Origin of the sequence: Aeromonas cavernicola (genome assembly GCF_002795305.1) — a bacterium.
Lineage (GTDB): Bacteria > Pseudomonadota > Gammaproteobacteria > Enterobacterales > Aeromonadaceae > Aeromonas > Aeromonas cavernicola.
Map to the genome: position 1 here is coordinate 22526 of NZ_PGGC01000039.1, position 12500 is coordinate 35025.

Genomic DNA, 12500 nt, shown 5'->3' on the forward strand with positions numbered 1-12500 from the left:
GCCCTTGGTTATGTCAACAATGGACTTAGACGTAGAAGCGGTCGATTAACGCAGGGTTTTCATCTCACCGGCGATGATTTCGGCCAATGGCCCCAAAATCACCTGCAGGTTTTGCTCGCCGAGCTTGACTACACCGGCTGCGCCGAGTGCTTTGAGTTTACGCTCGTCAACGACGCTGCGATCTTTGAGGGTTAAGCGCAAACGGGTGATGCAGGCATCGATGGTGACCAAGTTATCCTGACCACCCAGCACTTCAAGGTACTGTTTAGCCAGTTCAGTGCGGTCAGTGGTTTGCGCCTTGACTGGCACCACTTCATCATCTTCACGACCTGGGGTTTTCAGGTTCAACTGAGCAATGACGGCGCGGAATACCACGTAGTAGAGACCGAAGAACACCAAGCCTTGAGCAATCAACATGTACCAGTTGATCGCCAGCGGGTTACGGCTGGAAAGCACCATGTCGACCAAGCCAGCACTGAAACCGAAACCTGCAATCCAGTGCATGGAAGAGGCGATAAATACCGAGATACCGGTCAGTACGGCGTGGATGCCATACAGCACGGGTGCCACGAACATGAAAGAGAATTCAAGTGGCTCTGTTACCCCAGTAAAGAAGGAGGCAAAGGCAGCGGCGATCATGATAGAAGCCACTTTCTCTTTGTGCTCTTTCTTGGCAGCGTGGTAGATAGCCAGTGCCGCACCCGGCAGACCAAACATCATGATGGGGAAAAAGCCCGCTTGGTACATACCGGTTACGCCCACAACGGCTTTGCCAGCGTCAATAGAGGCTTGACCACCCAAGAAGTTAGGGATGTCGTTGATGCCCGCTACGTCAAACCAGAATACGGAGTTGAGCGCATGGTGCAGACCTACTGGGATCAGCAGACGGTTAAAGAAGGCGTAGATACCGGCGCCGGTAGAACCCATATTGACGATGGATTCACCAAAGCTAACCAAGCCACCGTAAATCACCGGCCATACCGCCATCAGCACGAAGGAGACGATGATCATCACAACTGAGGTGATGATGGGCACGAGGCGACGACCAGAGAAGAACGCCAGTGCTTTGTGCAGCTCAACGCTGCTAAAGCGGTTATACAGCTCAGCTGCAATGACACCGGTTAAGATACCGATAAATTGGTTGCTGATTTTAGCGAAGGCAGCAGGCACTGTTTCCAGTGGGATGCCTTTGATTTGGGCCACGGCACCTGGGCTTAGCAGGGTGGTGACCACCAAGAAACCGACCAGACCGGCCAGCGCGGCAGAGCCATCTTTATCTTTGGACATACCGTAGGCAACACCCACCGCAAACAGGATGGGCATGCTATCGATGATGGCGGCACCGGCCTTGATCAGGAAAGCTGCCAGCGGGCTACCACCGCCCCAGCCATTGGGATCAATCCAGTAGCCAATCCCCATTAGGATTGCGGCGGCAGGCAATACCGCTACCGGCACCATCAGGGCACGGCCGATTTTTTGCAAATAACCGAGAATGTTCACGGTTCCTCTCCTTTAGTGAATGTTTTTCTAGAAAATAAGTGCTTATCACGTTTGACGTATAAGCCACGAAGGCTTGATTGGCAGTCTAGGGCTTTTATTTCGCTGCGCAAATTAATAAACCTGTAATCGTGATCTTTATCACCCAAACGAGATAAAGGGGGTCGATAAATGTGGCTTAGTGGGTAATCTTTATTTACGCTATGAAACAACTTAAGTTCCTTTAGCTCATTGTTGCCGCCATTGACTGGCCGCATCCCTAATAAGAGGTATCCATCATGCGCTTGATCCCGTTGAAATCTGCCAGCCAAGTTGGTTTGTGGTCTGCCCGCTATATCGTTGATCGTATCAATGCGTTTAAGCCGACTGCCGAGCGTCCTTTCGTGTTGGGGTTACCCACGGGTGGCACCCCTCTAAATACCTATAAGCGTTTGATTGAGCTGCATAAAGCAGGTGAAGTGAGCTTTGAGCATGTGGTCACTTTCAACATGGATGAATATGTCGGATTACCGGAAGATCATCCTGAGAGCTACCACAGCTTCATGCACAATAACTTCTTTAATCACATCGATATTCGCGCTGAAAACGTCAACATGCTGAACGGTAACGCGTCGGACTTGATCGCAGAATGCAAGCGTTATGAAGACAAGATCAAATCCTACGGCAAGATCCATCTGTTTATGGGCGGGGTGGGTAACGACGGTCATATTGCATTCAATGAGCCGGCCTCATCGCTGGCCTCCCGCACTCGGATCAAAACCTTGACCGAAGATACCCGCATTGCTAACTCCCGCTTCTTTGACGGTGACATGGAGCAGGTGCCTAAGCTGGCGCTGACCGTGGGCGTTGGCACCCTGATGGATGCCGAAGAGATCATGATCCTAGTGACCGGTCACGGCAAGGCGTTGGCGCTGCAGGCCGCAGTCGAAGGCTGCGTGAACCACATGTGGACTATCTCCACCCTGCAACTGCATCCGAAGGGAATGATGGTGTGTGACGAGCCCTCGACCATGGAGCTCAAAGTCAAGACGGTACGCTACTTCCAACAGCTGGAAGCAGACAATATCGGCCGCTTGTAAGGAGATCCCATGTACGCATTGACTAATTGCACCCTCTATACCGGTAGCTGTGTGTTGACCGGTTATGGCGTCGTGATCGACGGCGACCAGATTGTCGCCATTGCTCACCTAGCGGAGTTGCCAGCGGGGATTGAGCACATTGATCTGCAAGGCGCTAACCTCAGTGCCGGTTTTATCGATGTACAGCTCAATGGTTGTGGCGGGGTGATGTTCAACACTGACATTACCGTTGACACCTTGGCTACCATGCAGGCCGCTAATCTAAAATCGGGCACCACCAGCTTTTTGCCGACCCTGATCACCAGCCCAGATGCTGATATGAAGCAGGCGGTTGCGGTGACCCGTGAATACATGGCGGCTCATCCCAATGAGGTGTTAGGCGTTCACTTAGAGGGCCCTTATACCAACTTGGCTCGTAAAGGGATCCACCCTGCCGCGCAAATTCGCCAGCCTGCGGATGAGATGATTGATTTCTTTTGTGCTAACGCCGATGCCATCACCAAAATTACCTTGGCGCCGGAGCGTAACGACCCAGCTCATATTCGCCGTTTGGTCGAAGCCGGTATTTTGGTATCGGCTGGCCACACTGCGGCGACTTATGAGCAGGCGATGGCTGGGTTTGATGACGGTATCCGTTTTGCAACCCACCTTTATAACGCAATGACACCAACCCAAAACGGCCGTGAGCCGGGGGTAGTGGGGGCCATCTACGATCGCAATGATGTTTACGCAGGCATTATCGTTGATGGTCATCACGTGCACTGGGCCAATGTGCGGCTTGCTCATAAGGTGCTGGGTGAGCGTTTGGTGCTGGTTACCGATGCCACCGCGGCAGCTGGTGCGCCGGAAGGCTTTGAGAAATTTGATTTTTGTGGCACCACCGTGTTTGTACGCGATGGTCAGTGTATTGATGAGAATGGTACACTCGGCGGTTCTGCCCTCACCATGATGGAAGGGGTGGAAAATCTGGTCAAGCAGGTCGGATTACCGCTCGATGAAGCACTGAGAATGGCCAGCCTTTACCCCGCACGCGCCATTGGATGGGACTCACGTCTCGGTAGTATCCAGGTCGGTAAAATAGCCAACCTCACTGTCTTCGATCAGGACTTCACGGTCCGTGGGACCGTGGTAAACGGACACTACACACAACAGTGACATCATGATTGGCGGACAAATAGCAAACGTAGATCTTATCAAGCAGGTCAATAGTGCGGCCGTGTATCGGCTTATCGACCTGCAGGGTCCCATCTCTCGGGTCAAGATTGCCGAGCTGAGTCACTTGGCCCCAGCCAGCGTGACTAAAATCACTCGGCAGTTGATCGAGCATGGCCTGATCAAAGAGACCTCGCCGCAAGCCTCAACTGGTGGCCGGCGAGCTATCTCCTTGACCACTATCAAACATCGCTTTCAATTTGTCTCTGCCAAGCTAGGACGTGGCTATTTGCATCTGAGCCTGTATGACTTGGATGGTAAAGAGCTCGACCAGCACATCACTCAAGTGACAGAGATCGATCAGCAGCCCGTGGTGGACATGTTATTGCGGGAAATTAGCCGCTTTATTGATGCCAACGTCGAGCATTGCCGTAAGTTGATCGGCATCGCGTTAACCATGCCAGGGCTGATCAATCCCGAGTCTGGTACCGTGATCTATACCCCTAAATACCAGATCCGTAATTTGGCGTTGGCGAAGTTGTTACATAACCACTTCAACCTACCTTGTTACCTTGGCAATGACATCCGCGCACAAGCGTTGGCGGAGCATTTTTTCGGCGAATCCCGTGATTGTATGGACTCTATTCTAGTGGGGGTACATCAAGGGACGGGCTCTGGCATTATTACCAAGGGGAAGGTCTTTCTCGGCCAAAATCGCAATGTGGGAGAGATTGGCCACATTCAAGTCGAGCCGCTGGGTAAACGCTGTCACTGTGGCAATTTTGGTTGCCTTGAGACTATCGCCTCTAATGAAGCGATAGTGGATAAGGTGAAAGAGCTTATCAGCCGTGGCCACTTAAGTGCGCTGCAAGAGAAGCACATTACCATTCAGGAAGTGTGTAAAGCTGCAGTCACTGGTGATGAGTTGGCCCGCAGTGTGATCGAAAACGTAGGTGAACATTTGGGGCGTGCGGTGGCGATCATGGTTAACCTGTTTAATCCGCAGAAAATGCTGATTGCGGGTGAGATCACTGCTGCGGAGGAGGTCCTGTTTCCTGCGATTCGCCGCTGCGTTGAGCATCAATCGTTACCTAGCTTTCACCGTGGTTTGCCCATCGTCAAAGCGCGTTTTCAGAATCAGCCGACCATTGGCGGGTTTGCGTTGATCAAGCGCGCATTGCTGGAGGGGGATCTGCTTCAAATCATCATGGAGCAGAGGTAGGTGTCAGCGTATTAGATGATAACGGCAGCCGATGGCTGCCGTTTTTTATGATGGCGAGTTCAGCTTGTTCGGCAGGGTTTAAAGAGATCTAACGAGCTGTCATACACGCTGGTTTGCACATTCATGATCCCTAGCATCGAGTGGAATAAATTGTCGTGTGAGAAGCGCTGGTTATTGGCTTCTTGGGCAAGACAGCTCAGATCAAGCTGGCGGTCGGCTTGTAACTGGGGTGAAAACCAAGTTAACAGCGGCACACGGGTCTGCTCATCAGGGGCGAATTTGTAGGGTGTTCCGTGCAGATAGAGGCCCATCGCCCCCAGTGACTCACCATGATCGGACAGATAGACCAAGCCAACGTTGTACTCTTTTTCTAATGTCTGCAGTTTGGCAATCAACTGCGCCAGCACCTTGTCGGTATAGCGAATGGTATTGTCATAGGTGTTGACCAACTCTTGGTCACTGCAGTTTTCAATATCGCTACGTGGGCAATCTGGTGTGAAAGCGCGATCCGTCACGGGATAACGGCGAAAATAGGTAGGGCCGTGGCTGCCCATCAGGTGGAATGCCACCAGCTTATTGCCCTTCATTTGCCCAATTTGTTGGTCCAAGCCTTCTAGCAGGACTTCGTCATAACATGAGCTGTCTTGGCAAAAGGCGGGATATTGCGTTGGGTCGATGTCGATGGTTGGCACCCCGTTGCAGACCCCTTTACAGCCGCCATCATTCTCTTTCCACAGCACGGAGACGCCCGCATGTTGCAGCACATCTAGCAGCCCATCGCGTGCGTGGGCAAGCTTGTCATCATATTCACGGCGAGTCAGGTTGGAAAACATACATGGCACCGAGACGGCGGTGGCTGTGCCGCAAGAGCGAACATCTTTGAAAGAGACAAGACCTGGGATCTGGTGGGTGAACGCGTTTGTCGCTTTAGCGTAACCATTGAGCGAATAGTTTTGGCTACGTGCAGTTTCCCCGATGATTAAAAACATCAAGGTTGGTTTATCCCCTTTTGCCATGATTTTGGCATCTGTACCCAATGATTGATGGGGGATTTTGGTCGCAAACAGCTCATCACGGGCATATTTGTAGAGGCCATGCACATAGTTGGCGGGCACTATCTCTTTGCTCAAGGTATGGTTATTTCGCCCCACCGAGGCAAAATCTTGGTAGTAAAGTGCTGCCACGCAGACCAGAAAGAGTAACGATGCGGTGAGAGAGCCCAACCGCAGGCCCAGCCCTGTATACCAATGAGCAGCATACTTAATGCGCAAGGTCAGTAACAGCAGCACAGGCAGTACGCCGGTGAGCAGAAACCAGATCATGAGACTGCTGTTGAGATAGGAACCGGCTTCTCCGCTGTTTGTTTCTACGATGTTCTGCATCATGCCAGCATCAAAAATGATGCCGTATTTGAGCATGGCGTAGCTCACGATCGAGCTGCTCAAGATCAGTAAGGTAAAAAAAGGTTTAAGCAGATACCGAAAACTAAAGGGTAAGAGTACGGCATTGAGCGCCGCCATCAATACCAGAGGAATCGAGATAATAAAGCCCAGTTTGACATGCTCCAGTTGGCTTAAGATCTCATAGAAATGCAAAAAAATAGGCCAGTTGAACACTAACGTAAACAACAAGACCAACAGTAGATTAACCTTCATCACACTCAACGTGACGCCCATTATGTGCCTCCATCCAATCAGGCTGATTTCCCTCATAGGGTCAGCTCAACCGGTATTCATTCCAATCATGACCCTAGGCTAGCGCCGCAAACTTAAGAAAAAGTTAAGCAGTCAGCGTTTGCTGGTGTCAGGTGACGGTGTGGGCGAGTGAGATGGCTGATAGTCGATAGGTTATCTAAAGATAGGTGGCCAGGATCTGGCCAAACAAAGGTGCAAGGTGCCTCACCGATGGTGATAACAGAGCCCACTTGGCTAATGGACGATCCGCGTTTAATGATGTTGCTCTTCTGACGCCGTTTTTCCTTCCTTGCACCCTATTGTTACTTGATATCAATACCTTGGCCACTCACCTAGTGAGGCAATGATGTAACAACATGGCCCATCAGCGCGTGGCGTGACAGGAACGGGGTGAAGAACAATGGTCGTTTTCCAGTCAGTATTTGTCCATCTGCTACCTTATCTCGCCTTGAGTTATCCCCAGAAGCTGGGGATAACTCATTGGACAAACCTGAATAATTGCCAAAATACTCACCCATGGTGATTATCAGAGAGAGACAATACGATCCGATCTTCGACCTCCGCTAGGGTTATCCGTTACGTGGTGCCAGAGAGGATGGGGGTGAACTCACAATAAATGAAATCGTTTTCAAAAATAGAGTTAACTGTGATCTGCTTCAAAGCTTTTTACACTTGAACTCTCTAGGATTGGCTCCACGAGTCGGGAGCTGGTGTTCCTGATTTTCCCGCTGTAGGAGGTAACTGACTTAATCAGCTATTTCCTTCGTTACTTTCGACGGCCATCATAGATGGCCGTTTTTTTTTGCCATGTAGCGCGTCAACGCGTCAAGTCAATGAGAGAGCCATGATGAGGATAGGTATTTTAGGTGCGGGTTGGCTGGGGTTGCCGTTGGCTCGAACGCTGTTGGCGTCGGGTCAATCTGTCGAGGTGACGGTGAGCTCGCTGCAGAAGGCAAGCGAACTACAAGCGCAAGGGATCACCGCCTATCCCTTGTTGATTTCAAGCACCATGACCGAACCTTGGCCGCTTAGCTGCGAGACGCTGGTGATTGCCATTCCCCCCAGTAAGACCGATGACTACCCTGCTGCCATCGCACAAGCTTGTCAATTAGCGAGAGAGGCGGGAGTGCGGCGAGTATTGTTTGTCAGTGCCACCTCGGTATGGGGCGCAGGCCAGCAAGAGGGGGAGCAACCCCAGCCACGTCATGCTCGCGGTGAACGAATGTTAGCCGCAGAGCAGGCGGTATTGGCCGCAGGTTTTGCGCAGGTGATAATAGTACGCCCCTCCGGGCTCTATGGGCCAGGTAGGCACCCTGGCCGCTTTCTAGCGGGTAAAACCTTAGATGGCGGAGCCCAAGCGGTCAACTTGGTGCACCTTGATGACATCGTGGCCGCTTGCGTGCTTCTGCTGGAGAAGGGGAAGCATGGCGATTGTTACAATGTCAGTGCGCCGATACACCCGCGTCGAGAACAGTTTTACCCCTTTGCCGCTCGCCAGCAGGGACTAACAGCACCTATCTTTGTTGAACCAGCCGGGGCATTTTTACCCATTGATGGCCAGCTTATCTGCCAGCAGTTAGGGTTTGTCTATCGCTGGCCAGACCCGGCTCACTGGTTTGCCGACCAAGCGCTCAGTGGAGATTGAGGTTTGCCAAGGGGATAACACCCCCCTATCATGCGCCATTGATCAAAGAGAGGCAGTAAGATGGTCAACACCACACGTCATCCCGATGGGGAGTTGTTGCTAAGAACCTTGGCAATGCCAGCGGACACCAATCCTAATGGTGATATTTTTGGTGGCTGGATAATGGCCCAAATGGATATTGGTGGCGGCATTATGGCCAAAGAGTTGGCCAAGGGGCGCATTTGCACAGTATCTGTTGAGGGGATGACGTTTCATAGCCCAGTCAAGGTAGGGGATGTCGTTTGCTGCTATGGCCGCTGTCTGCGGATTGGCCGCAGCTCCATGCAGCTTAAATTAGAAGTGTGGGTCAAACCGGTATTGAGAGAAAATGAAGCGCAACGTTACTGCGTGACGGAGGGCGTGTTTACCTATGTTGCTATCGACGATCATGGTAAACCGCGTCCGGTGCCTACCACTGTTTAAATCGAGCGGATGAGTGTGGTTGAGCACGCCCGTATTGGCTGCTGCTCGCCAACGCCGCCGCTGAGCGAAGCCTTTATTGGTATGGATCACCGTACCCACGTACACAGACGGATGGTTGTTAGTCAATGAAAAAGAGTTACCGCATGTTAGGGACGTCGCTCCTGACCGTTGGCTTGGTCGGCTGCTTTGAGGTGCCAGATCAGAATCATCTGGTGACAGCTCAAGGCATTATCCCGAGCTTAGATTGCCTGCGCCCTCCGTTGGTGGCATTGGCCACCACGGCCTTGCCTCGGGAATTTGGGGTGACGGTGTGGAATCTCTACAAGGGGCAACGTAAAAACTGGCGTGAGGGGATGGATCAGTTTGCTAAGCAGCAGGATCTGGTGCTGCTACAAGAGTCGGCCACCCGTCCCGAGATGCTCGACTGGTTACGTGCCGGTGATTTTCAGTGGCAACAGCTGCAAGCCTTCACTCAGGGGGGGGTCTCGTTCGGGGTGATGACGGCCGCCAAAACCCCGCAAGCGTTTGTGTGCGGCGTCCGCTCTCCCGAGCCTTTGCTACGCATTCCCAAATCTGGGCTGGTAAGCCTCTATCCACTGCAGGGCGACCCTGATGGCGTGCTGGTGATTAACCTCCATGCGGTCAACTTTGAGCTGGGGATGGCGACCTTTCGTGAACAGCTCAACGATCTCACCCTCTTGGTTCGTCGGCATCAGGGGCCGGTGATCTTAGCGGGGGATTTCAACACCTGGAGTGACAAACGGGTGCTCTGGTTAGGCAAATTAGTGGCTGAGCTCGGGTTGCAAGAGGCGCTACCTCATCCCGACTTGCGTCGGACCGCGTTTGGCCGTCCGCTCGATCACCTCTATTACCGCAATTTAGATCTGCTTGAGGTCAGTTCACCCATGACCAAGGCGTCAGACCATAACCCCATCATGGCTCGGTTTGCGGCTCAGTCGCTGACCCCTTAGGGTGACCCGCAATAATAAAGAGACCGATGCTGTTTGGCATCGGTCTCTTTATTATGTCTGCCGTGCGCCGTGCGCCGTGCGCCGTGCAGTTTAGCGGTTTTATTGGCCTAGATTCGCTTTGGCGTAAGCCTCGAAATCGGTACAACCACCGATGTGCTGATCATCAAGAAATATCTGTGGCACGGTGGTGACCGGCTTACCGGCGCGCTTGGCAAGATCCTCTTTACTCAGGCCTGCGACCTGAATATCGGTATAGGTGAATTGAAAATCATCGCGCTGCTCGCTCAACTGCTCAGCAAGCTGCTTGGCACGGACACAATAAGGGCAACCTGGGCGACCAAAAATTTCTAACAACATCTCTTTTCTCCATTATGTCATGGCCATGACGGCCAATAAGTGAGCTGACTCCTGCAGAGCATCGCGCCGCGAGGGGATGGCTCAACGTACCAATTATCTGCCCCGCATCCTCATTAAATCTGCTGCGAGGCAGTTACTCTTGTTGAATTTCAATGGGTTGGTTTTGATAAATCCGCTCAAGCACGCCTTTTTCAAACAGCATCCATGGGCGCACGGCCTTGCTGGCACGGTCGCGTTCTTGGGCGGCAGGATCTTGTGCCAAACCACGCTGCAACACCACGAATGCCTTGCGCTCGCCGCTGGCGGTATCGATGAAGCCAGCCAAGTTAGAGGTGCCGGTGATGGTGCCGGTTTTAGCGTGTACTCGGTTTTTCATCATCGGTGCGGTGACACTGCGTCGCCAAGCCAGCGTGCCGTCCACTTGGGCGCTGGGCAGCAGTTTGATGAAACCAAGCTCGGCATCATTTTTTTGGATGTAGTCAAGCACCGCCATCATCTGGCGGGCACTGATAAGGTTATGGGCCGAGAGACCTGAGCCGTCAGCCAAGATGGCGTTATCCAGCTTAATGCCCTGCTTGGTCAAAATGGCGCGCACCGCCATGGTGCCGCTGCGATAGCTGCCCGGTTTGTTGTAGTAGTGACGGCCAACGGTCTTGAGGAAGGTATCGGCGTAGAGGTTATCGGATTTCTTCAACATCTTGGCGAGCATCACTGGCAGCGGGGCTGACTGGTGAGTAGCTAAGGTAGCCGGCCCTTGCGGGAGGGTGTGGGTGACCCGCAGCAGGCCGTCGTGCTGAATGCCAGCTCTGTCCATGGCCCAGCGGATATTATCCCAGCCCCAAGCTTCCACGTCATGGATGGCAAAACGCAGCCCATGAGGCTCTTTACTGGGGGTAATACAGCCCTTGAGCTCATAGAAGTTGCCCTTTGCCATATCCACTTCCAGTGCGCAGAACTGGCGCGCCATGTCGCCGTAGCTCATCACCTCCACATTATCGGCACCGATGCCGATGGGGACGCCCGTGGCCACGTTACCCGTTGCTGGCTTGCCAATTTGGGGGGCACTTAAGGTGGCATAAGCACAGTTATTGTCGATGATGACCGAGGAGACCGGCGCGGCGAAGCAGAGGGTTTGATCCCCCCATGACCAGCCATTACCGCGCTCATAGCCGTTGTAGGCACCGGTATTGACGTAGACATTGCCTTTGATCTGACTGACGCCGAGCTGCTTGAACAAAGAGAGCAGGTCCATCCGTGACAAGGTGGGATCGCCGACGAAGTTGATCCAGATATCGCCGTTGATGGTGTCACCCTGTTTGGCACCGGGCTGGGCCTGAATGTCGGTGGCGAAGCGGAAGTCGGCACCCAGCTCGAGGCGAGCAGCCAGCGCGGTGAGCACCTTCATGGTGGAGGCGGGGGCGATCATCTGGTCGGCATGACGAGCGAATTCAACCCCATTATTACCCTGCACCATGATGGCGTACTGGCCCCCTTTGGGCGGGGTGAGCGGGGTGGCATGGGCCAAGGGAGAGACCAAGGAAGAGACGATCAAATAACCACTTATTAACAGCCTTTGCATAACATCCTCTGATTTCACGAAGGGGGGGAGTGAATGTGATAGCTCGCCCCACTCATCAATATGTTCTTGGCTATCGGCGCTATTAGCCAAGGGCATTAGCGGTACGATAGCGGCCGTCGTAATCAAATATTTTCTCTTTTATCTGCCAAAAACGCCCTGCTTTACGGGCGATGACAAAATCGGGGTGGCGAAATTGCGCGGCAGCCGCCAGCACGCTGGCCATGCTGGCAAATTCCGGCTCCAGCCCCGGAGCGGGCCAATGATGACGCACAAAGCGCTGTTGAAACAAGCGTTGTGCGCCTGCGGAGTGAAAAGCGAAGTATTCGCTAAGGGTCAGACCCTCCTCATCGTGGTAGGTCACCTCCAGCCGCTCCCCCTGTTTGCCGCGCCCGGCATTCAGGGTGAGCCCCGCGCAGCGGATCACCATGCAATCCTTAAGATTGAGCGCTTCTTTGAGCTTGTCGTCAGGGTCGACTAGCAGCTGGTCGCAGTGCTGGCAGCGGCGGGCGGCGATGTCGTTTTCGGCACCACAAGCGGGGCAAATCTTGGCACGAAAGCGGTAGTCACACTCCTCGCGGTTGCCCTCGTTATCTTCAAACAGCCCCTGACAGCGGCGGCCGTAGTGCTCGATCACCTGGCCATCCTCATCGGTCTTGCCCCAGAAGGTGTTGGCAAAGCCGCAGGCGGGGCAGGGCACCTGCACCGGCTCGGTACCGGCGTGGGGGCGGGGCTCCCCCACTTCGGGGGCGAACAGGTTGAAGTTGTTGCCCGCATAGTCGAGCACCAGACAATCGGTCTTGCCCGGCGAGAGGCGCAGGCCCCGCCCCACGATCTGCTGATAG

10 protein-coding genes and 1 pseudogene are annotated in these 12500 nt (G+C 53.4%); 6 read left to right on the forward strand and 5 right to left on the reverse strand.

Annotated elements, in window-relative coordinates:
• Positions 1–45 precede the first annotated feature (45 nt).
• Positions 46–1500 (reverse strand): N-acetylglucosamine-specific PTS transporter subunit IIBC, encoded by a 1455-nt coding sequence (gene nagE / locus CUC53_RS04515; RefSeq protein ID WP_100293048.1) that lies wholly within the window; start codon positions 1498–1500, stop codon positions 46–48.
• A 275-nt stretch (positions 1501–1775) separates the two neighbouring features.
• Between nagE and nagB the strand changes: the two genes are divergently transcribed.
• From nagB to nagC, 3 genes are read left to right on the forward strand one after another with little or no spacing between them, the layout of a single operon-like run.
• Positions 1776–2576, forward strand: coding sequence for a glucosamine-6-phosphate deaminase (gene nagB, locus CUC53_RS04520; protein ID WP_100293049.1), 801 nt, complete (start codon positions 1776–1778; stop codon positions 2574–2576).
• Positions 2577–2585: 9 nt separating this feature from the next.
• Positions 2586–3731 (forward strand): N-acetylglucosamine-6-phosphate deacetylase, encoded by a 1146-nt coding sequence (gene nagA / locus CUC53_RS04525; RefSeq protein ID WP_100293050.1) that lies wholly within the window; start codon positions 2586–2588, stop codon positions 3729–3731.
• A 4-nt stretch (positions 3732–3735) separates the two neighbouring features.
• Positions 3736–4950: a DNA-binding transcriptional regulator NagC gene (nagC, locus tag CUC53_RS04530; RefSeq protein WP_100293051.1), complete on the forward strand. Its 1215-nt coding sequence runs from the start codon at positions 3736–3738 to the stop codon at positions 4948–4950.
• Positions 4951–5009: 59 nt separating this feature from the next.
• On the opposite strand, the gene CUC53_RS04535 is transcribed toward nagC, so the two are convergent.
• Positions 5010–6626, reverse strand: a complete 1617-nt coding sequence (locus tag CUC53_RS04535) for a phosphoethanolamine transferase (RefSeq protein ID WP_100293052.1) — start codon at positions 6624–6626, stop codon at positions 5010–5012.
• A gap of 862 nt (positions 6627–7488) precedes the next feature.
• On the opposite strand from CUC53_RS04535, the gene CUC53_RS04540 reads away from it, so the two are divergent.
• The 3 genes from CUC53_RS04540 (at position 7489) to CUC53_RS04550 (ending at position 9722) form a co-directional block, all read left to right on the forward strand.
• Complete coding sequence (locus CUC53_RS04540) at positions 7489–8289, forward strand: NAD-dependent epimerase/dehydratase family protein (protein ID WP_100293053.1); 801 nt, start codon at positions 7489–7491, stop codon at positions 8287–8289.
• 60 nt (positions 8290–8349) lie between these two features.
• Positions 8350–8751, forward strand: a complete 402-nt coding sequence (gene yciA / locus CUC53_RS04545) for an acyl-CoA thioester hydrolase YciA (RefSeq protein ID WP_100293054.1) — start codon at positions 8350–8352, stop codon at positions 8749–8751.
• 125 nt (positions 8752–8876) lie between these two features.
• Entirely contained in the window at positions 8877–9722 is an 846-nt protein-coding gene (locus CUC53_RS04550) for an endonuclease/exonuclease/phosphatase family protein (protein WP_100293055.1), read from the forward strand.
• Positions 9723–9821: 99 nt separating this feature from the next.
• On the opposite strand, the gene CUC53_RS04555 is transcribed toward CUC53_RS04550, so the two are convergent.
• The 3 genes and pseudogenes from CUC53_RS04555 to CUC53_RS04565 all read right to left on the reverse strand — a co-directional run.
• Entirely contained in the window at positions 9822–10079 is a 258-nt protein-coding gene (locus CUC53_RS04555) for a GrxA family glutaredoxin (RefSeq protein WP_100293056.1), read from the reverse strand.
• Between the two features lie 133 nt (positions 10080–10212).
• Positions 10213–11658: a D-alanyl-D-alanine carboxypeptidase/D-alanyl-D-alanine endopeptidase gene (gene dacB / locus CUC53_RS04560; RefSeq protein WP_100293057.1), complete on the reverse strand. Its 1446-nt coding sequence runs from the start codon at positions 11656–11658 to the stop codon at positions 10213–10215.
• 82 nt (positions 11659–11740) lie between these two features.
• Positions 11741–12500: pseudogene (locus CUC53_RS04565) on the reverse strand (ATP-dependent helicase); the annotation flags it as partial.

Coding starts and splice junctions, on each gene's coding strand:
- CUC53_RS04535 (WP_100293052.1), bottom strand. CDS start 6,626: ATGGGCGTCACGTTGAGTGTGATGAAGGTTAATCTACTGTTGGTCTTG.
- nagB (WP_100293049.1), top strand. CDS start 1,776: ATGCGCTTGATCCCGTTGAAATCTGCCAGCCAAGTTGGTTTGTGGTCT.
- CUC53_RS04540 (WP_100293053.1), top strand. CDS start 7,489: ATGATGAGGATAGGTATTTTAGGTGCGGGTTGGCTGGGGTTGCCGTTG.
- CUC53_RS04550 (WP_100293055.1), top strand. CDS start 8,877: ATGAAAAAGAGTTACCGCATGTTAGGGACGTCGCTCCTGACCGTTGGC.
- nagC (WP_100293051.1), top strand. CDS start 3,736: ATGATTGGCGGACAAATAGCAAACGTAGATCTTATCAAGCAGGTCAAT.
- dacB (WP_100293057.1), bottom strand. CDS start 11,658: ATGCAAAGGCTGTTAATAAGTGGTTATTTGATCGTCTCTTCCTTGGTC.
- nagA (WP_100293050.1), top strand. CDS start 2,586: ATGTACGCATTGACTAATTGCACCCTCTATACCGGTAGCTGTGTGTTG.
- yciA (WP_100293054.1), top strand. CDS start 8,350: ATGGTCAACACCACACGTCATCCCGATGGGGAGTTGTTGCTAAGAACC.
- CUC53_RS04555 (WP_100293056.1), bottom strand. CDS start 10,079: ATGTTGTTAGAAATTTTTGGTCGCCCAGGTTGCCCTTATTGTGTCCGT.